This is a genomic window from Vibrio sp. ArtGut-C1 (assembly GCF_002105475.1).
In the GTDB taxonomy this organism is placed as follows: Bacteria; Pseudomonadota; Gammaproteobacteria; order Enterobacterales; family Vibrionaceae; genus Vibrio; species Vibrio diabolicus.
On sequence record NZ_NCTH01000007.1, the window covers coordinates 177,086 to 195,877 of the forward strand.

At 46.3% G+C, this 18,792-nt stretch carries 21 protein-coding genes; 7 read left to right on the plus strand and 14 right to left on the minus strand.

Annotation, left to right across the window (positions count from 1 at the left end):
- Nucleotides 1-259: 259 nt before the first annotated feature.
- A complete protein-coding gene (locus B7360_RS08705) occupies nt 260-2,890 on the plus strand; it encodes a DUF2339 domain-containing protein (RefSeq protein WP_085343313.1) in 2,631 nt (876 codons plus the stop codon).
- A gap of 88 nt (nt 2,891-2,978) precedes the next feature.
- On the opposite strand, the gene B7360_RS08710 is transcribed toward B7360_RS08705, so the two are convergent.
- From B7360_RS08710 to flgB, 12 genes are read right to left on the minus strand one after another with little or no spacing between them, the layout of a single operon-like run.
- Nucleotides 2,979-4,019, minus strand: a complete 1,041-nt coding sequence (locus B7360_RS08710) for a hypothetical protein (RefSeq protein ID WP_012842382.1) — start codon at nt 4,017-4,019, stop codon at nt 2,979-2,981.
- A 17-nt stretch (nt 4,020-4,036) separates the two neighbouring features.
- Nucleotides 4,037-4,936, minus strand: coding sequence for a flagellar hook-associated protein FlgL (gene flgL, locus B7360_RS08715; RefSeq protein WP_005395290.1), 900 nt, complete (start codon nt 4,934-4,936; stop codon nt 4,037-4,039).
- Between the two features lie 11 nt (nt 4,937-4,947).
- Entirely contained in the window at nt 4,948-6,321 is a 1,374-nt protein-coding gene (gene flgK, locus B7360_RS08720; protein ID WP_085343314.1) for a flagellar hook-associated protein FlgK, read from the minus strand.
- Nucleotides 6,322-6,870, minus strand: a complete 549-nt coding sequence (locus tag B7360_RS08725) for a rod-binding protein (RefSeq protein ID WP_005395292.1) — start codon at nt 6,868-6,870, stop codon at nt 6,322-6,324.
- Nucleotides 6,871-6,880: 10 nt separating this feature from the next.
- Nucleotides 6,881-8,002: a flagellar basal body P-ring protein FlgI gene (locus B7360_RS08730; protein ID WP_031780462.1), complete on the minus strand. Its 1,122-nt coding sequence runs from the start codon at nt 8,000-8,002 to the stop codon at nt 6,881-6,883.
- Complete coding sequence (gene flgH / locus B7360_RS08735; protein ID WP_085343315.1) at nt 8,002-8,673, minus strand: flagellar basal body L-ring protein FlgH; 672 nt, start codon at nt 8,671-8,673, stop codon at nt 8,002-8,004. Before flgH ends, B7360_RS08730 begins: the two co-directional genes overlap by 1 nt.
- Before the next feature lie 32 nt (nt 8,674-8,705).
- On the minus strand, nt 8,706-9,491 hold the full coding sequence (gene flgG / locus B7360_RS08740) for a flagellar basal-body rod protein FlgG (RefSeq protein ID WP_005395297.1): 786 nt from the start codon (nt 9,489-9,491) through the stop codon (nt 8,706-8,708).
- Nucleotides 9,492-9,518: 27 nt separating this feature from the next.
- Nucleotides 9,519-10,250 carry a flagellar basal-body rod protein FlgF gene (gene flgF, locus B7360_RS08745; RefSeq protein WP_006741308.1) on the minus strand — a complete coding sequence of 244 codons (732 nt, stop codon included), beginning with the start codon at nt 10,248-10,250 and terminating at the stop codon, nt 9,519-9,521.
- A gap of 12 nt (nt 10,251-10,262) precedes the next feature.
- Nucleotides 10,263-11,459, minus strand: a complete 1,197-nt coding sequence (gene flgE, locus B7360_RS08750) for a flagellar hook protein FlgE (RefSeq protein ID WP_005395301.1) — start codon at nt 11,457-11,459, stop codon at nt 10,263-10,265.
- 27 nt (nt 11,460-11,486) lie between these two features.
- Entirely contained in the window at nt 11,487-12,170 is a 684-nt protein-coding gene (flgD, locus tag B7360_RS08755; protein ID WP_005395303.1) for a flagellar hook assembly protein FlgD, read from the minus strand.
- Complete coding sequence (gene flgC / locus B7360_RS08760) at nt 12,170-12,604, minus strand: flagellar basal body rod protein FlgC (RefSeq protein WP_005395305.1); 435 nt, start codon at nt 12,602-12,604, stop codon at nt 12,170-12,172. Before flgC ends, flgD begins: the two co-directional genes overlap by 1 nt.
- A 2-nt stretch (nt 12,605-12,606) precedes the next feature.
- Nucleotides 12,607-12,969, minus strand: coding sequence for a flagellar basal body rod protein FlgB (gene flgB / locus B7360_RS08765; protein ID WP_085343316.1), 363 nt, complete (start codon nt 12,967-12,969; stop codon nt 12,607-12,609).
- Nucleotides 12,970-13,046: 77 nt separating this feature from the next.
- On the opposite strand from flgB, the gene flgA reads away from it, so the two are divergent.
- The 4 genes from flgA (at nt 13,047) to B7360_RS08785 (ending at nt 15,446) form a co-directional block, all read left to right on the plus strand.
- Nucleotides 13,047-13,844, plus strand: coding sequence for a flagellar basal body P-ring formation chaperone FlgA (flgA, locus tag B7360_RS08770; RefSeq protein ID WP_006741306.1), 798 nt, complete (start codon nt 13,047-13,049; stop codon nt 13,842-13,844).
- Between the two features lie 135 nt (nt 13,845-13,979).
- Nucleotides 13,980-14,261 carry a flagellar biosynthesis anti-sigma factor FlgM gene (gene flgM, locus B7360_RS08775; RefSeq protein ID WP_085343317.1) on the plus strand — a complete coding sequence of 94 codons (282 nt, stop codon included), beginning with the start codon at nt 13,980-13,982 and terminating at the stop codon, nt 14,259-14,261.
- A 20-nt stretch (nt 14,262-14,281) separates the two neighbouring features.
- Nucleotides 14,282-14,719 (plus strand): flagellar export chaperone FlgN, encoded by a 438-nt coding sequence (gene flgN, locus B7360_RS08780; protein ID WP_085343318.1) that lies wholly within the window; start codon nt 14,282-14,284, stop codon nt 14,717-14,719.
- Nucleotides 14,700-15,446: a lytic transglycosylase domain-containing protein gene (locus B7360_RS08785; protein ID WP_085343319.1), complete on the plus strand. Its 747-nt coding sequence runs from the start codon at nt 14,700-14,702 to the stop codon at nt 15,444-15,446. Before flgN ends, B7360_RS08785 begins: the two co-directional genes overlap by 20 nt.
- A gap of 436 nt (nt 15,447-15,882) precedes the next feature.
- Here the strand turns inward: B7360_RS08785 and B7360_RS08790 are convergent, their stop codons facing one another.
- Nucleotides 15,883-16,401 (minus strand): NUDIX hydrolase, encoded by a 519-nt coding sequence (locus B7360_RS08790; RefSeq protein WP_005395311.1) that lies wholly within the window; start codon nt 16,399-16,401, stop codon nt 15,883-15,885.
- A gap of 278 nt (nt 16,402-16,679) precedes the next feature.
- Between B7360_RS08790 and B7360_RS08795 the strand changes: the two genes are divergently transcribed.
- Complete coding sequence (locus tag B7360_RS08795) at nt 16,680-16,946, plus strand: DUF333 domain-containing protein (RefSeq protein ID WP_005395313.1); 267 nt, start codon at nt 16,680-16,682, stop codon at nt 16,944-16,946.
- Nucleotides 16,947-17,195: 249 nt separating this feature from the next.
- Nucleotides 17,196-17,852 (plus strand): hypothetical protein, encoded by a 657-nt coding sequence (locus B7360_RS08800; RefSeq protein ID WP_085343320.1) that lies wholly within the window; start codon nt 17,196-17,198, stop codon nt 17,850-17,852.
- On the opposite strand, the gene B7360_RS08805 is transcribed toward B7360_RS08800, so the two are convergent.
- Complete coding sequence (locus B7360_RS08805) at nt 17,842-18,684, minus strand: YdcF family protein (protein ID WP_085343321.1); 843 nt, start codon at nt 18,682-18,684, stop codon at nt 17,842-17,844. The genes B7360_RS08800 and B7360_RS08805 overlap by 11 nt on opposite strands.
- Nucleotides 18,685-18,792: the final 108 nt, after the last annotated feature.

The following is an 18,792-nucleotide window of genomic DNA, read 5'->3' on the forward strand; positions in this document are numbered from 1 at the left end:
AACCCCAATGACTTAACGACTCATTTCTGTTCATCAGGTCTTAAAGTGACACACAAGTATGTCGCTTCGTCGAATTCATCATTACGCATTGAGTTTCATTATGTAGAATGATTCTTAAAGAAAGCGCGGAACCTAGCACTATATGAAGCTAAGGCAAAGCGCTTGGACTAAGCTTTAACGTACGTGCTTAAAGTTAAGAATCGTGTGTCACGCGACGTACGCAAGGAGAAATGGATTGTACGTAATACTAGCACTATTCATGGCATTGCTCGCCATCCTCATCGGAGTGAAAGCCGCCAACCGAGCAGCACTTTTAGAAAAAGAGCTAACCAAACTTCGTGAAGAGGTAACATCACTGCGAGTCAGTCTAAATAAGGACTCGAACCAACCAACGCGCCAACAATCCAGTGTTGAAGAGGTAACAAAAGAGGCAAACTCCTCATCCTCTAAGGAGCATGACCCGATTACCGACCGAGCATCTTATCCAAACGCAACACATCAAGCTCAATACCAGACAAGCGAAGTTCAACTGGACGTTTTTAGTCAAGAACAAGAGTCTATATTGCCAAGTAGAGTGCAGAGTCTGTTTAGCAACATTCAAGAAAACTGGTTGGTTTGGGTGGGAGCGCTGGCAATGCTAATTGGTGGGGGATATCTCGTACAGGTTATTGGTAGTCACATTGAGTTTTCGCCACTTATGCGTGTGTCCTTTGCGTTTGTACTCTCGTTACTTATGGTGCTTGTTGGCGAATGGTTCCACCGCAAAGAACAACAAAATCCTCAACGAGCAACACGAGCCCAAGGCTTTACTTATGTGCCTGCCGCCGTTACCGGAACCGGGCTAACTGGCATTTACTGCACGGTTATCTTTGCGTTTGTTGTTTATCAAATGCTGACGCCTAGTGTCTCGCTTATCATCTTAGCCGCTGCTGCATTTTGTAGCTTGGCTCTATCTTTACAGCAAGGACCGTTGATGGCGGTGCTTGGTCTGATTGGTGGATACACCGCACCGTTATGGATTGGTGGAAGCGAGCCTAATTACTTCTTATTAGCTGGGTATATCAGCGCGATCTCGGTCGCGGCAACATTGCTAATGCAAAAAGTGCGTAGTGCATGGATTTCTCCAAGCATCGCGCTTCCACATGTTGTTTGGATGCTGTTGCTCATTGAAAGCATGCCGCTTGAGACGCTTTTTTCTTGGCTGGCTATTTATCTCTCCATTACTCTTTATCTTATTTTCGCCGTTCCAAGACTGGGTTGGACACTCAATCCTCGTTATCATCACTGCCAGAATAAGTGGACAAATCCGCCGACCGCTACCTCTCTCGCGATTGCGTTATTGACCTTTTCGGCTGTCACTAGAATGCCAGAATTGGACACACTACAAATGGTGTACTGTTATGCGCTGCTCGTTGCGACAGTATGGCTCCCAGCGGTTCGCACAGGTTGGTCATTGCGCGTATTTTTGCCTTCCATATTGGTCTCTGCGACCACACTTGTTGTCCTTACTGTCGCGTTTGACGCTTTGTATATGCCAGAACATGGTGCCAGTATCTTACTCGCATTGGCCACCAGTATTGCACTGATCTGCTGTCGAACTTATTGCCAGTCACTCAGTGACCGATCGCAACTCAGCGGCGTACTTCTGTTGGTACTGGCTCCAGCAATAAGTTTGATTACGTTGTTTTATATCGACGAATTTATGCAAGGCTACCTGTGGCACTGGACTGCATTCTGCGCATTGGTGACCGTTTATTACGTTGTACTTGGTAAACGCTTGCATTCGCTAGCATTGGAATGTTCAGCCGTCATGCACGCTTTAATTGTAGGCGTCGCCTTTGTTTGGTTAAGCGATACCTGGTTGACGACAGCAATCTCGATACAAGTTGCGGTAATGGCGTTGCAGACGCAATCAGGGGTATTTCGCCCCGCAAGTTGGGCGATTAAAGTGGCGATGGGGATACTGGTCATCCGCCTCACACTTTTACCCTTCATCCCTGAATGGCAACCCGTAGAAGCAGGACATTGGGCTTGGGTTATTGTGAGTTACCTACCGTCTCTCATCATCCTGCTCTATGCTCGAGCAACGCTAAAGCAAGTGGACCTCGAACTGACCAACTGGTTTGAAGGCGCATTTTTGCATGTATTCTTAATGGCGCTATTCACCCAAACCAACTACTGGTTAACTGGGCAGTACGGCTATTTAGGACACCTTGATTTCACCAGCGCCATCGTTTTTGCTAACCAAGCGTTGGTTATGGGTATGGTGTACAGCTACCGTAGCCAATTTGCACAACGCTTAAGCCGCATCTATGAAGCCTACAGCTACCTGCTTTGGTGTGCCTTCGCATTGCTGATAATTTTGCTTAATACGGCAGAGTCGCCATTGGTGACTGACAACGTCTCAGCACAAGCACTTCCCGTCATTAATATGCTAAGCGTCGGCTGGTTGCTGCCAGCTTGCATCCTACTTATCGCAACCTTTAGAGGCTGGAATACGTTACAGGTTCATCGATTTGCGGTTGCTAGCCTAGGCTTTGCACTTGCTGCTATTTGGTTAGGTATGTCTATCCGTCAATTCTGGCAAACCACATCCATGATGTTGTACCAACCGACCAGCATGGCAGAACTGTTCAGTTATTCAGTAGCAGGTTTGCTCGTGGGTGGATTGCTTACTTGGCGCGGTGTGACACACAGAGGGTTGATGATGCAGCGCGTGGGCCTAGTGGTTTTAGCTTTTGTCGCACTAAAAGTATTCTTATGGGATGTTAGTTCTCTGGATGGGTTCTGGAGAGCAATCAGCTTCTTAGGTTTAGGAGCATCTTTAATCGCGCTTGGGTGGTTATTCCAGAAATTGAATCGCTCGGTGGCAAAAGCACTCGAACCATAAACAAATTAAAGAGAGATTCCCGACAATGCGCCGTTATCGTTATTGGGGGGCGATAGCGATGCAAAGCCGGGAATCATTGGAGTGTTCGTTATTTTAGCAACGCAACAACCGTATGACGACGCACGTTTGCTTGTGCATTCAACGCTTGGAAAGTCGAGGTAAACTCACCAGACTTCTGCACAAAACCATCCAGTTTTGCATTCACATCATCCACAGAAAGCTGCGCGGTTTTATTTTGAATTGAGCGCATTTGAGTATTCAACTCTCCATGAAATGCTTTCGCTTCCTGCAAGCTCGTTTGCACTTGTCTTAGGTGCTGGTTCACTTTGGCAATCGTCTGTTTCATGCCATCGCGTGATGCCAAATCAAACCCAAGTTCTGCAATACCATCTGGCTCTGACTTTAGATTCAGAACGTTCGGCTGGCCCGCAGGAAAACGGTGCCCTTCGCCCGTGACCATCACTTTCTGCTGCATTTGCTGATAAGCGTTGTCTCTGGCTTCAAATAAAATACTGCCATCGTCAGCTAATGAGGCACGCATACCTAAAGCAATCAAGCTTCGATCAAGCATTTTGACAGTTCGAGCACCATCGGCTTGTCCATCGAACTGAATCATTACCGCTTGACCCTGAGGGAAATCCAAACGAATTTGCTCAGCTTTGTCACTTAAGCGATGCACGTTCAAGCCAGGAATAGAAAAGCGACGAATGTCTGCTTTATCTAGCTTTAAATGCAGTTCGTTGTTGAGCACTTTCTGGCCGTCGAAACGAGCATGCTCCACAACGTTCTGAATGGTGGCTTTAGAACGAACCAATGTATCCTGCAAGCCAGGTACATTTTGCACGCCTTGATTCACCGCTTGCGTCAAACCACGTTTAATTTGAGTCAGCTCTTTGCCAATCACCTGCAACGATTTCGATGCGATCTGCACTGCCGTCGCTTGCTGCTGACCCTGGGTCAGTTGAATCCCAGAGACAGAGTAGGCTGACGCAGTGTCAGCCTGAACTTGCGCCGGGCGCGGTTTAATTGCAGTACTTGAGTCTGCAGAACGGGTCGGCATGATAGAGGCTTGTTCTTGCCCACCCAAGCGTATGCTATGGGGTCTAACCTCTACTGTACTCATTACCATAAAAGAACTTCCTAACCTTATAGACGGTCAAACAACGATAGATCATTGATCTTTACATAGCTCGCTTGTGTTGCTTGCAAAGCCGCCATGTAATTGCTCAAGCGTACCGATGCTTCACCGTAATCCAGAGCTGAGAGGTCACCTGATACTTTATCGACGAACAGTTTATTCTCACCATGAGCACCGCCAACCAAATCTAGGTTATTGTGTCGGCCACCAATCTCCGTCATCGTGCCAAGTACGCTTGCCAACGTATCATCAATGGCACTCAGGCTTGCGTCCACTTCAGCTTGGAAATTCGGACTCGGGTTCTCAAATTCTGTAATTAGATTATTAATTTGATCCAGTACGTTTTTGCCGCCACCAAGGTCCAAAATGTCCTTTGCCGTCATGTTGGAATCCATCGTTACGCCTTTCGCAATCGTCACGACACGTTTATCGCTGTTGCCCTCGATGACATAACTACCGCTTGCACTGTTTATAGCAGGGGTGTCAGTTTTGGTGCCTGAAAATAGGTAATGTCCTTCTTCATCCTGAGCATTGAAAGACGACTCAATTGAATCACGATAGCTCTTTAGCTCCGTGATCATACCGGTACGGTCTTGATCAGTCAGTGAGCCATTCGCGCCCCACAATGCAATGTCACGCATGCTCATTAGGCTCTCTTTCACTGAGTCTAAATGTGTTTCTTGACTCGAAAGCGTGGTTTTGACGTTTGCGATATTGTTTTGATATTGGGCGATGGCACTGTTTTCACGATCCAAATTAAGCAGCTTAATCGATGCCATTGGATCGTCAGATAGCTTAGTTAGACGCTCACCTGTCGTCATTTGTTGTAGCACGTGCCCCAGACCTGCATTGTTACCTTGCAGGCTTTGCAGCATCATTTGGCTAAATTGATTGTCACTGATTCGCATCTGGGTTTCCTTTAGAATAACTGCAATACAGAATCGAACAGCTGATTCGCTGTGCTGATCACTTTCATGTTGGCATTGTGTGCATTAGCAAACGTCATTAAGTTAGCCGCTTCTTCATCACTGTTAACGGCACTCACATTGTCACGAGCCGCATGTGCTTGCTTGTTCATGGCTAACTTAGCTTGGTAATCGGCGTCTGCTTGGCGTGCTTTAATCGCGGTTTGACCCACCATAGAACTGAATGCGTCATTCAAGCTCACAGAGCCATAGCCAGTCACAGAAACAGGCTTGTTGCTTAAATTAATCAACGACTGCAACACATCCGCATTACCTGGCGTACCATCACTTGAAAAAGCAAGCTCACTTGGAGTTAACTCAGTGATATCCAAACTTGCCGCTGGGTTGGCAGGGTCGTAACTGAACAATGGTTTACCTGGGTTACCATTTAAATCTTGTCCAGTAGCGAGCACAGCGTTGTATTCATCCGCTAACGCTTTCGCCATGTCATTCAAAGCCAATTGGTTTGGTTTTAATACATCGGTTTGATAATCATTAATCGCACCTAATTTGCCACCAAGAGAGTCACCAATCGCAAAACTTTGGCTTGAGAATGTTACGTGTAAGTCTGCTACGTAAGGGTCACTAGGGTCTGGAACGGCTGCGAGTTTGCCATGGTCCGTGCCCATCACAAGTGGCTGACCAGAGGTCAACGTCACTTGAACACTGCCGTCAGGCTGTTCTGTTGTTCTGATTTCGATGGTTTGAGATAACTCGCCGATCAATTTATCTCGTTCATCCATAAGTTGCGATGGGTTGCCGCCTGTTCCTTGCATTTCAACCAGCTGCTTGTTTACCTTCGCGATGTTTTCCATGAGGCTATTCGCGTGGTTGAGTGCCGCATTACGCTGATCGCTCATATCTTTATGTTGATTGTGCAAAGACTCGGTCAGCGTATTAAAGCGGCGTGCCAACGCTTCAGATTCGTTGATGATTTGTTGACGGTAAGGGATCGACTCAGGCTTAACCGTGGCATCGTTAAGCGCAGCGTTTAGAGAGTCCAAACCAGCAGAAATACTGAAGCCATCGGCCCCTAGCGTATTTTCCAATTGGCTCATGTTGCTGGTGTAACCAGAAGCGTACGCCGCCATACTGTTAGTTGACCACGTTTGCTTAATCAGAAATTGGTCTGTAACGCGGCGAATGCTGGTGACCTCTACCCCTAAACCAGGGCTTAAGCGATTAGCTTTTCCGTCATCGACTGATGCCATCAACGCTTGTTGACGACTGTAGCCCACAGTATTCACGTTCGCCACGTTTTGTGCCGTTACGTCTAAGGCCACGCGGTTCGCGCCTAAACCTGAAAGGGCAATATTAACTAGGTTCATTTACAGCTCCATTTTCCTGATCAACGGCTGAGAAAACGCGGTAGTCATACCGGCCTCACCGAGCACCTGTTTTACAGAGGCGACGGCTTGAGAGGCGGTATTAAATAAGCTTGAGTTCCCCTCAATCTCGTTAGCATCAAGCTGTGAGATAGATTCAGAATTCGCACCTTTACCATCGTTTGCAGATGAGATGTTACGCGCAGCATCAAAGGCGACTTCGCGCATAGAGGGGCTAAGTTGCTGGATGAGCATATTGGCAATGCCAGAGCTCTGCTTTTTTGCCAGTTCCATTGCCAGTTGCCCATCGTACATATCGCGGAAAACACCTTGCTGTTGACTCGCAAACGGGCTGTCTTTATCCGCTAGAACATCGCTGCTGCTGCGCATTTGACGCAGCACCATTTGTAAAAACATCGCCTCAAATTGACCCGCCACTACTTCAAGCGCGCCTTCCTGATCTCGACTCTGCTTGATATTGGCAAGTGCGCTGTTGTCGTGATACAGCATCGAATTCAGTTGAGTTTGTTCATTGGTACTGTCTAGTTTCATCCTTAACTCCTTAAATCACGACCAATTCAGCGTTCAATGCACCCGCTTCGCTCAGTGCTTGCAGGATAGACATTAAGTCAGTAGGTGTGGCACCTAAGCTGTTTACCGCAGTCACAATAGTGTTGAGCTCCGTGCCTGGAGGCCAAATCACCATTTGAGCTAAATCTTCGTTCACATCAAGATCCGTTTGGTTAACGACTTTCGTATCGCCATTTGCAAACGCATTTGGCTGACTGACTTGTTGTGATTCAGAAATTCGCACGGTTAAGTTGCCATGGCTCACTGCTGCCTCACTCACTTTGACACTCTTACCGATCACGACCGTTCCCGTGCGAGAGTTAAAGACAATTCGAGCTGGCTTGCGGCCTTCCACGACGCTCATTTCTTCAAGCATCGACATCATCACTACGCGCTGTTGGGTATCTTTTGGTGCACGCATATCAATGCGCGCTTTATTGATCGCAACAGCAACGTTAGGCCCAAAAGTATTGTTAATTTCACGCGCGATATTTTTTGCCGTCGTGAAGCTTGGTTTACGCAGGTTTAAGGTGACTTCATCACGCTGGTTGAAATCAGTTTTGATTTCTCTCTCTAACGTCGCACCATTCGGGACGCGACCTGCCGTTGGCGTATTAACTTCGACTTTGGAGCCACTTCGCCCTTCTGCTGATAAACCGCCCACCACGACGTTTCCTTGTGCAATGGCATACACTTCACCATCAATACCGCGTAAAGGCGTCAACAATAGCGTACCGCCACGGAGGCTTTTCGCGTCACCAATTGAAGACACGACCACGTCCAAAGTTTGTCCGGGGCCCGCCATTGGATCAACGGTTGCTGTCACGCTCACAGAAGCCACATTTCGTAGCTTAGGGTTCATACTGTCATCAATTTGAACCCCAAACTGACGGAGCATGTTGGTGATAGATTGAGAAGTAAATTTCACTTGGTTTCGGTCACCCTGGCCAGCTAAGCCAACCACCAAACCATAACCGACCAATTGGTTTTCTCGAATGCCGCGCACATCGACCAAGTCCATGATCGGAATTTCCACTTCAGCATGTGAAGTGGTTGGTAATCCCAAGGTCAACACCAATAGGAAAGACGTAAAGAAAGATTGCATTGTCTTCATTAGAAAGGTACCCATGGGCTGTTGAAGAATTGAGTTAGCCATCCGGCTGCGTTGCTGTCAGCCAGAGCTCCGCGACCTGCGTAAGTAATTCGTGCATCAGCAATTCGTTGAGAAGAAACTTGGTTGCTGCGATTAATATCATCCACACGAACAATGCCAGTGAGACGAATAAACTCATCTCCCTGGTTTAGGCGCAGCCATTTTTCGCCACTGATACGCAATACACCATTAGGTAACACCTCGTGTACCGTTACGGTGATAGCACCTTGCAGCTTGTTACCCTGTGAGCTTGAAGCGCTGCCATCAAAGTTGCGGCTGCCATCGACACTAACCCCTAACTCATCGAACGTTTTCGTTCCTATGGTCGGCGCCGCGAAATTAACCGCTGAGCTTTTGCCAAACTTCGTACCCGCTTTTTTGCTCGATGAGGTTTCTTCTGATAGTTGAACCGTTAACACATCGCCAACTCGGTAAGCACGACGATCCTGAAACAGGGTCATCGTGTATTGGTGACGATAAAGGCTACCAGACTGGGTTTCCGGCAACGTGTAATCGAGCATTGGTGGTGCGTATTCCTCGGCATTTGGCTCAGGCGGAATAAATTCCTGACGGCCGGCACATCCCACCAGCAACACGGCGGCTACTGCCCAACTCTTAGAAAGCCATTTCATTGCTTTTTCCTTCATCATCACCAATTTCATACTTACATTGATTGCGAAACAAACTTCAGCATGTCATCTGCAGCAGAGACCACTTTCGCATTCATCTCATACGCACGTTGAGTCGTGATCATGTCGACCATCTCTTCCACTACTTGTACGTTTGAACCTTCCAATGCACCTTGCTTGATGAGGCCTGCGCCATCTTCACCAGCAATCAGTTCATCTGCCGGGCCGCTGGCTTCCGTTTCACGGAACAAGTTACCACCCACGGCCTCTAAGCCTGCTGGGTTAATGAATTTTGCGAGCGTGATTTGACCAAGCTGCTGTGGCGTTGGATCGTCCGCCGTCGTTGTTGTTACCGTGCCATCAACACCAACAGAGAATGAAGAGGCATTATCTGGGATCTGAATTTGTGGCTCTAACGGCAAGCCTTGGCTATTAACCATCAAGCCTTCAGAGTTGACATGGAACTGACCATTACGTGTGTACATGATCTGTCCATCCGAGTTTTCGATTTGAAAGAAACCCTGTCCCATAACGGCAAGGTCCAACTCTTGTGTTGTATTTTGAGTGTTACCTTGCGTAAACACTTTTTGCGTGCCAACTACGCGAACACCGCTACCTAGCTGAATACCACTTGGCAACTCGTTAACTTGGTCTACTTGAGCACCAGGTTGACGCTGAATGCTGTAGAAAAGGTCTTCGAATACAACTCGGTCACGCTTAAAGCCAACTGTATTTACGTTCGCTAGGTTGTTAGAAATGGCAGTCATTTTCGTGTCCTGCGCTGCCATGCCTGTTTTACTTACCCATAATGCTGAATGCATTTTTTATTACTCCTTGCGGGGCGAGACTTATCTCGCCGCCATTAATTTATTACCAGCTTGTGCCAACGTCTCGGCCGTTTTCATCATGCGAACTTGCATCTCGAAGTTACGCGTTAACGACATCACGCTAATCAACTCATCAATGGCAGATACGTTACTGCCCTCGATGTGCTCAGGAGAAAGTTGCACGGTTTCATCGGCAGCGAATGGCACGCCATCTACACTGTGCAGTAGGCTGTCACTCTCTTTTTGAAGTTGGTTCATTTCTGGTTTAACCAACTTCAACGTTCCCGCGACGATTTCTGCGCCACCACCTGGTGGAATCACGGATACTTGACCACGCTCGCTGATTTCAATCTTTTGATAATCAGGCACAACCAAAGGCCCATTTTCACCAAGAACAGGAAAACCATTGATGGTCATGGCACCAAAAGTGTCGACTTGGATATTGCCCGCTCGCGTGTACGCTTCGTTACCCGCAGGAGTTTCAACAGCAAGATAACCCTCACCCATAATGGCGACATCCAACGGGCGTCCCGTTTTCATAATGTCGCCAGAATCAAAGCGCGTTGAGGCAGAGTTGGTCACAACCATAGTGCGACCATCAAAACCTGGGCCTTGCATTTCTACACTGCGCACGCGCTCCATATCCGCTCGAAAGCCAGCAGTATCAGCGTTTGATAAGTTGTTTGAACGCACGTGCTGAGCCTTAAGAACTCGACTCGCACCTGACGTTGCAGTAAATAACAAGCTATCCATGCAAAACTCCCATTACACCGCGTTAAACAAAGCTTGAGTTAGCTTGTCGCTGGTAGAGATGGTTTTCGCGTTTGCTTGGTAGTTACGCTGTGCGGTCATAAGCGCCACAAGCTCACTGGTTAGGTCAACGTTAGAACCTTCTAGCGCACCTGGGGTTAAATCACCCAACGTACCTGAACCAGGGACACCCGTGATTGGCGCACCAGAGCTAAAGCTTTGAGTCCACGCCGTACCACTCACTTTTGCTAAACCTTGTGTGTTGGCGAAGTCTGCAAGTACAACTTGACCTTGCAGCTGTGATTGGCCGTTAGTGTAGGTCGCGTAAACCATGCCATTACCTTCAACGCGTACTCCTGCAAGCTCACCGGATGTGTAACCGTTCGGGCTGTTAGTACTTACGCCGAATTTCGCACCAAACTGCGTGCTGCCTTTTAAGTTAATGTCGACACTCATCGCATTTGCGCCTGCCGCAGGGAATGAAACATTAAACGGAGCCGTCGGTGAAGAAAGCGAACCGTCTTTGTCAAACGTTACTGGTACCGTTGTCACTGGTGTTGCGCCACCATCCACTTGAACATTCACTTCCCAAGAGTTAGAAGCGGTCTTAGTGAAGTACTGGGTTACCGTGTGCGAGTTACCCAGCGAGTCATAGACTTTTGTGGTGTAAGACGAATTGAATGAGTTTGGATCGTCCGGATTAAACGGCGTTACCGTTTTATCAATGGCAGACGCACTTGCATCAAAGTTTGCAACAAAATCAAGACCGTCTGTCGCTTTTGCATTCAGTGATGACGTAGATACTTGGATATTGCCCACAGAGCCTGTCATCAGGTTGTTGTTGCTATCCACACTGTAACCTTGCAGTTTTGCGCCACTGTTAGCTGTAACAAAGTTATCTTTATCTGTCGCGAATACACCTGAACGCGTGTATAGCGTTTGACCCATGTTGTCTTTAGTGACAAAGAATCCGCCACCGTTGATCGCCAAGTCCATCGCACGGCCAGTTCCTGAGATACTGCCGTCTTTGTCGAAGTTCTGTGAAATTGACGCGACTTCTACACCACCAGGTTGCATGCCGTTGTATACTGCGGAGAATTCTGTGCGGCCACCTTTAAAACCATACGTTGATGCGTTGGCAATGTTGTGACTGATTGTGTTTAGCTCTGTGTTGGTCGCGTCCAGACCACTTAGTGCGATGTTAAAACTCATAAAAAGACCTCTGATTTCCCTATTTGGTTAAGCACCAAACTGAGTGATTTGATAGAAAGGAACGTTGCCAACGCCATGGACATTGACTAATGCTGCGCCGCCAGTATTTGGAATACGCACTTGCTCAACAGTGCCAGCCATGAGCACATTTGGACTTGCTTGCCCTTCTTGCACTTCTACTGCCACTGAGTATTTGCCTGGTTTAAGACCAAGTTCTTCAGGATTAATTGAAAAGTCGACGTCACCTTTGCCGTGAGCACCTAATGGCACTTTAGTAGATTGACCAAACTCATCTTTCACAACTAACGTCACTTGGTTTGAGCTATGAGCGAGTTCGATTTTTCCGTTCTGTACGCCTTCACCAAGCTCAAATTCTTTGGAGTTGACGTAAACAGTTTGTCCGACGAGCCCCGCTGTCGATAGCACTTGCATGTTGTCTAGGAGAATCATGCTCTGTTGCATTGTCTTGGACATATTCTCGGTACTTTGAACTTGAGAGAATTGAGCCAACTGACCAACGTATTCCGTGCCATCAAGTGGGTTAAGTGGATCTTGGTTTTGGATCTGCGCCACCATCAAAGAAATGAATTCGTTCTCTAATGAAGAAGCACTGTTCATATCTTTAGGATTTGGTGCAATGCCATTGTTCTCTTTTGCTTTAGTGCTCACAGGAGCATCAGACGATAAAGGTGTATATTGTGCGAGACTCATTAACTGCCCTGCCCTAATCTAAGCAGACCTTGCTGCATACTTTTCACATTTGATAACACTTCAACATTGGTTTCGAAGCTACGTGTCGCTGACATCATGTCTGCCATTTCAGCCACGACATCGATATCTGGGTAATACACATAACCTTCACCATTGGCCAACGGGTTGTTTGGCTCAAAGCGTTTCTCGGCTTCTCCCGCATTTTTCACAACGTCAACAATGCGAACTTCAGCATTGGGATAAACCCCGTTTTCCGTTGTCAGCTGCGCTTTTTGGTACACAGTCGCGAATACGGGCTTCAGCGCTTTATAAGCGTCATCTGGATTTGCAGACACCGCGTCCGCGTTAGCTAAGTTACTGGCGACCGTGTTAAGACGCACAGTTTGTGCCGTCATCGCGGATCCAGTGATCGAGTAAATATCAGTGAATGACATAATTAACGTCCCTCAATCGCTTTCGTTAAGCCATTAAATTTCATGTTGAGAAACGTCAGGCTAGTTTGAAAGTCCATGTTGTTTTGCGTGAATTTCGCTTGTTCAACACCCAGTTCTACAGTGTTGCCATCTTTGCTGTTCTGGTAAGGCACCGAGTATTGGGCCTGAACCTGAAACTTAGGCACTGGTTTGTTCACACCGCCCGCAGCCACCTGGTTCATTACGGTGGTGAAACTTAGGTCTTTCGCCAAATACCCAGGGGTGTCAACATTTGCTAGGTTACTGGCAAGGACTTTGGTACGCTGAACGCGAAAATTAAGTGCCTTTGGATGTACACCTAAAGCATTTTCAAATGTGATCGCCATGCATCTTCCTTACAGTTGGCTCGAATACGCCAACATACAAACAAGATGCGTGCCATAAAAAATAGCTATATATATCAATGATTTACAAACAAGGATGGAAGCCAAACTTCCGGCTCACGGAAAGCATTAAAAGCAAGGGGAAAGTGCTTACTTCCTCAACATTAATGCTAACTCTGCTTGCTCTAATACCAGGACAAACTTTCGCCAACACCTCTGGCAGAACCCTAAGCGTTGAGGAGATAAAATCCGTTGTAGCAGAGCATTTCAAACAAGAAGTGGCCCAAAATGCTCACTCTAACCAGTGGGGAGAATACCAACTGGATTTCGACATGTGGGTACCAGGCTCGGCGAATCACCTACCTGAGTGTGAATCGCCTCTGGTCATCACTGGTCGCGACAATCAAGCGTTGCCAGTTGGAAACCTTAAGCGCTCAGTAAGTTGCGATGACATCGCTTCACCCTGGCGAATTAACGTCACGATAAAATCTTCTCTGACACTGCCTGTCTTGGTTGCCACAACCACGGTCGGTCGAAATGAAGTTGTGACTGCCAAGCACGTTAAACTGGAAACGCGCACCATCTCGCGACAAGACGATTTTTATACTCGCCCAGGACAAGCAATAGGCTTAGAAACCTCTCGCCGTTTACGTGCAGGGCAAGTGGTCAACCCATCCAATTTATCTGCTCCACCTTTAATCGAAAAAGGCAATGAAGTCATAGTGATTGCGAGCAAAAATGGATTTAGCGCCAGCACGAAAGGAGTCGCCTTAGAAGATGGTGCGAAAGGGCAACAAATTGAAGTAGAAAACCTAAGTTCTGGCAAGGTCATTAGAGCTGTCGTAACCGGGTTAAACCAAGTTCATACTCAATTTTGATTTTGGACTCAGAGTAACATTTTTTAATTTTGGCTCTCGTCAGTAACGCTGAACTTCGAGTACAAAAAAAATATTTAATGTTTATCACATCCTAACCGCCTACTTAATTTAGAACATGATGATGAGGACCACAGCATGAAAATCGACAAAGTCGCGGGCGGTCATGTCCCACAAACAAAATTACAGCAAGCAAGCAAACAGCCTGTCGACGTCGTCGAACAGAGCAAGGTACACGAGCCTGCATTTCAAGCGAATACCGTAGCGATAGATCGCGCTCAAGCTGAAATGGCATCACTACCTGATATTGATATGGAAAAAGTAGAACAAGTACGTAACGCATTAGCGCGTGGCGAACTTAGCCTAGATACCAAAGCACTATCAAAGGCGATCATGCAATTCCATACAGGTCACGAGTAATAACACACTAGGAAGAGATCATGGCAAGCGCAGTATCGCAGCGAATTCAACAATTTATTCGCTCAATACCTGAGGATATCAAGCTCTATCAACAACTTATCCCTTTGCTTCAACAGCAAAAAACGTTGTACTTAAAGTTTGATGGTGAGGCACTGAGCAACAATGTTCAGAAACAAATGCCAATACTCAATAAACTTAGTCGCTCAGCCAGTGATAGAAGCCAGTGTATGCGAGAGCTGGGGTTAGCGTGTAATGACGCCAGCGTAAAACGAATTTTCAATGCTTTGCCTGCCCAAATAGGTATGCAAGCTAGAAAACAATGGGCGCTATTGGAAACGTTGGTAAGTCAGTGCCAACAATACAATCAGGGCAATGGCCACAGCTCTGCGGCGTTCCATGAGTTGGTCAGTCAACTCAAACAACCTGTGCAACACACTTATGAAGATAAATCGTTCTAAACGATGTTCGTCTTGCCTACAGATTCAGTCGCCATCTCGGCTGAGTACTGTAGGCCTTTTTATTTTTATCGCCTTACTATCCTGCTTTTCAATCACCAGTCAGGCGAAACCAAGCCCAGCTGATATTCAAACGCAATATCAAGTTTTAGCCCCATACAAGCCACAAATCGCCAAGCGTCTCGATTCATCCAGCCTGGTGATTCATCATATTTTCAAACAACTGCAAAGCCACTCTTTACCAAAGAGTCTAGCCTTAGTGCCAATGTTGGAATCCTCTTACAACCCCAAAGCCGTTTCTCATGCCAACGCCGCCGGACTTTGGCAACTGATACCAGCAACAGCTCAACGATTCGGGTTGACTGTAGATACAAAACAAGACGATCGCTTTGATACAGAAGCAAGCACAGCTGCAGCACTCAAGTATCTGACGTTTTTATACAACAAATTCGATCAAAACATGGCGCTGACATTAGCGGCCTACAATACAGGCGAAGGGCGTGTCGCACGCGCTATTCAGCGAGCTGGCAGTAACGACTTCCAGAAGCTCACACTACCTAAAGAGACTCGCCAATACGTTAGTCGATTCTTCGCGCTGGAAAAGTTGATAGATATCGGTCAGTTACAATCCTCATCATTTCAGCCTTTACTCTTATTTGCTTCAGATGCTCCGATGGTTTCGCAACCGCTGATCGACTTTAGTCCACTACCTCCGTTGGTCAATTTGTGATAAAAATCACGACAAAATCCAATGTCAGAAAAACGTAAAATTACAAGATCGTGTTCGGCCAATTTGAAAACTCGTGATCTCTATGCAAACGTGTGCAAAAAAGTTGAGGTAAGGTATCTCAAAGATAAGAAAGAGTCGTGGTTTATTAAAAGGTACCCAAATTGCGCTTGCCAATTGGGTAGATATGCGTCACATTGCGTTTGCAAAAAACATGAAAACCAATGGTTGGACCTAATAATTATTTACACACTAAATGTAAAACAGCTATTGTTTTCATAGTTCGAAACAAATTTAAAATATCAAGATGACGCTTCGCTTGCGCGTCTGGAATAAGTCCGGGTTCCGGGGGGGAGTCCGGACTTTTTTTATCGATTTAAAAGCTGACCTATCAACAGAACAATGAGTGGGTAAGTCACTATGAGGCAAGCTAAGTTATTTATAGTAATTCTTTAGAAATCAACTGAAGCAAAAACGTTTCGCGCTCGATGCTCATGCCTTTTTTCGGGCTTTCTGCCATGGTCTTTTCATTGTGCGCTATCGCTTCGTGAATGTTCATCCATACTGGACGCATTCCATTTTTAACTTCATAGTCTTCATAAGCCGTTTCGCCTAACTCACGATCGATTTTACATGTATAGCAATACGACACCATGTGCATTACGTCAGCGTCGTCTTTGTACCAAGGACGAAATTCCTCAAAGATCCCGAAAGGCTTAATACCATGGATATTCTGCGCGCCGGTTTCTTCTTCTAGTTCACGAACTAGTCCAGCAATCACATCTTCACCATCATCAATACCACCACCAGGCAAAGTGTAGTCATGGTAACGCTCTGTATAGAGCAACAACACATCTTCACCATCTAGTACGATGGCGCGTGCCGCATTGCGCTGGAAAATAATTTTGTCGTCCAAGTGCTCAATGTCCGGATGAACGGTCGATTTTAAGTGTCTCATCGAAAATACCACTGTCATGTTTTGCGCGCATATTACCGAACTTCACGCTTTAAATCATCGTTGTCGGTCCAAATGCGTTCAAGACATTGGTTTGAACGCAACGGTTCTAACCTTCGTAACAATCCGCAACAAATAGAAGTGTGACGTGATAACCAGTAAAAGATGAGAATATCTAAATTCTTATACGTCCCTCTTACTTTTAACATCGATAAGACAATAATCTCTGAAAGTTGCCTATAATCAATACAATACTCGCCCACCCCATGCGGAGATAAAGAATGAAAAAGACAAATTTAATGATGGCTATGGCTGCAACGTTGGTACTGGCTGGTTGTTCAACTTACGAAGGTGCCACTCGCTCGACTGAATATACCTCCGTCGCAAATCCTGCAGCCGTTTACTGTGTTCAGCAAGGTGGTGAGTTGGATACCGTTTCGGAAAATGGCGAACGTGTGACTTACTGCGTGCTGTCTGACGATAACCGTGTCGAGCAATGGGAATACTATCGCGACAATCATAAAGAAAGTGAGAGTGGCGACTACTAAATTTTTTTGTCGACACGTCAGATTCCCTCTATCACTTAGGAGCCTTTAGGCTCCTTTTTTATTTGATTTATCAAAACTTTCTCACTTCATTTTTACATACCTCTGACTTTACCGCATATCGACACTATATCGAACAGTGTTCTATTCTTGACATTCCTCTGACATAGCTTTCCACTTGGACAATAAAATCCCAAACACAGATCACACTAATTCACATTTCTTCCACATTTTCTGGAACAGGTGAGCAAGATGAAAACACAAATAGTAAAAGAAGCCGAGTCAGCCCCAAGCAACGTTGTTACTGAAGAGTCAAAGCGCATCATTTATAAATCGAGTTTAAGCGCATTGATGATTGTCGCTATCAGTATTCTCGTTAACCTCAGTCTTCGCCTTGATTATGTCGTGTTGGGTTCAAGCCTTGGTGAGCTTTCCATAACAGAAACACTCCAGCTTGTGATGCTCGCGATTGCATCGTGGTCATTTTTCAGCCTATCTAAACAACAGCCTCAGCTAAAGCATGCGGCCATTTTGATTGCCGGCTTTTTCGCGGTGCTCATTATTCGTGAAACAGACTATTGGACAGACATGATTCGTCATGGTTCTTGGGTTTTCCCTGCGCTCGCTGTCACCGCACTGGCTTGCGCCAAAGCTTACCAAGGTGGTAAAGGTACCATGAACGAAATGGCGACCATCTTAACGGTTCCCCACATGAAACTGTTAATTGGTGCCGTGATGCTATTGTTGGTCTTCTCTCGCTTGTATGGCATGGGCAGTTTTTGGCAACAAGTGATGGACGAGAACTACATCCGTGATGTTAAAAATATTTCAGAAGAAGGCATGGAACTCCTTTGCTACTGTTTGATCGCATTGAGCGCAGTCCGCACAAAACGCGAACTTAGTGAATAGACTCAGGATCCAAGCGGCGGTTCAATGCAGTTAATATCGGATGAACGATCCTTAACGCTTGTTCCGCAGCTCCTACAGATTCATCCAAGGCCGTCATTTCGATGGCCTTTTTCATGTCTTCAATCTGTTGCAAACTATCTTTATCGAGTGGTAAAGCGAGCAATTGCTGAATGGCATGTCTCGCGATCATAAGCGGCTTCTTTCGGACAACCGATAAGTCTCGTAAAAATGCTCCCTGCTTGACCCCTTCTAAATAAACTCGGTAAGTCGTGAGTTCATCCAGTAATAAAAATGCCGCTGCCATAGGCCCTTTATGTGGGTATGGTACGCTGATATGTTTGTTGATATCCAATGGTAAGTTGAGAGTAACGCCCATGGATGCGCACTCAGATTTTAGTACTCGTAATAATCCCTGCTCATCCATCAAGGTTTGGATTTCTATGATTCGCTCAAGGTGGTAGTCATTCGACAACAAGGTGACCTCAACCGAACGCGCTGACCATAACTGGAACAAACCACTATCACACAAAACGCGAGAAGCGTAACGCATGTTCTGGAACGTATTCAAAGATCGATTTTCTAAAAGTATTTGATGTTCAGGGAACGGATGCACAGCGGCCGCATTTAGAGATTTAAAATAACTGTACATTGCATCTGCTTCAGAAATGCATTGGCCTTGCGTTAATCCACCACAAAAAATAATCGCCGTTCGCTCTGTCGGCAATGACGCAATCGCATTAGATAAGGCTTCGACTCTTGTTACCCCCTCAACGGTCAATCTGCTATTGACGAGGCGTTTACCTAAAACGATGACCACATTGTCTAACTTCATTTCAAAATCTCGCGCTTAGTTGGCAGTGTTACAAAAATCTTCTTTCACTCCCGGCCTACAGGCTTTAACATCTAGTTAACAACACTGTTCTAGAGACCTTTATAAAGG

Excerpts from the sequence above, each read along its gene's own strand:
- B7360_RS08705 (WP_085343313.1), top strand. The coding sequence starts at position 260 with ATGGCATTGCTCGCCATCCTCATCGGAGTGAAAGCCGCCAACCGAGCA.
- B7360_RS08710 (WP_012842382.1), bottom strand. The coding sequence starts at position 4,019 with ATGGTAATGAGTACAGTAGAGGTTAGACCCCATAGCATACGCTTGGGT.
- flgL (WP_005395290.1), bottom strand. The coding sequence starts at position 4,936 with ATGCGAATCAGTGACAATCAATTTAGCCAAATGATGCTGCAAAGCCTG.
- flgK (WP_085343314.1), bottom strand. The coding sequence starts at position 6,321 with ATGAACCTAGTTAATATTGCCCTTTCAGGTTTAGGCGCGAACCGCGTG.
- B7360_RS08725 (WP_005395292.1), bottom strand. The coding sequence starts at position 6,870 with ATGAAACTAGACAGTACCAATGAACAAACTCAACTGAATTCGATGCTG.
- B7360_RS08730 (WP_031780462.1), bottom strand. The coding sequence starts at position 8,002 with ATGAAGACAATGCAATCTTTCTTTACGTCTTTCCTATTGGTGTTGACC.
- flgH (WP_085343315.1), bottom strand. The coding sequence starts at position 8,673 with ATGAAATGGCTTTCTAAGAGTTGGGCAGTAGCCGCCGTGTTGCTGGTG.
- flgG (WP_005395297.1), bottom strand. The coding sequence starts at position 9,491 with ATGCATTCAGCATTATGGGTAAGTAAAACAGGCATGGCAGCGCAGGAC.
- flgF (WP_006741308.1), bottom strand. The coding sequence starts at position 10,250 with ATGGATAGCTTGTTATTTACTGCAACGTCAGGTGCGAGTCGAGTTCTT.
- flgE (WP_005395301.1), bottom strand. The coding sequence starts at position 11,459 with ATGAGTTTTAACATCGCACTAAGTGGTCTGGACGCGACCAACACAGAG.
- flgD (WP_005395303.1), bottom strand. The coding sequence starts at position 12,170 with ATGAGTCTCGCACAATATACACCTTTATCGTCTGATGCTCCTGTGAGC.
- flgC (WP_005395305.1), bottom strand. The coding sequence starts at position 12,604 with ATGTCATTCACTGATATTTACTCGATCACTGGATCCGCGATGACGGCA.
- flgB (WP_085343316.1), bottom strand. The coding sequence starts at position 12,969 with ATGGCGATCACATTTGAAAATGCTTTAGGTGTACATCCAAAGGCACTT.
- flgA (WP_006741306.1), top strand. The coding sequence starts at position 13,047 with ATGATTTACAAACAAGGATGGAAGCCAAACTTCCGGCTCACGGAAAGC.
- flgM (WP_085343317.1), top strand. The coding sequence starts at position 13,980 with ATGAAAATCGACAAAGTCGCGGGCGGTCATGTCCCACAAACAAAATTA.
- flgN (WP_085343318.1), top strand. The coding sequence starts at position 14,282 with ATGGCAAGCGCAGTATCGCAGCGAATTCAACAATTTATTCGCTCAATA.
- B7360_RS08785 (WP_085343319.1), top strand. The coding sequence starts at position 14,700 with ATGAAGATAAATCGTTCTAAACGATGTTCGTCTTGCCTACAGATTCAG.
- B7360_RS08790 (WP_005395311.1), bottom strand. The coding sequence starts at position 16,401 with ATGAGACACTTAAAATCGACCGTTCATCCGGACATTGAGCACTTGGAC.
- B7360_RS08795 (WP_005395313.1), top strand. The coding sequence starts at position 16,680 with ATGAAAAAGACAAATTTAATGATGGCTATGGCTGCAACGTTGGTACTG.
- B7360_RS08800 (WP_085343320.1), top strand. The coding sequence starts at position 17,196 with ATGAAAACACAAATAGTAAAAGAAGCCGAGTCAGCCCCAAGCAACGTT.
- B7360_RS08805 (WP_085343321.1), bottom strand. The coding sequence starts at position 18,684 with ATGAAGTTAGACAATGTGGTCATCGTTTTAGGTAAACGCCTCGTCAAT.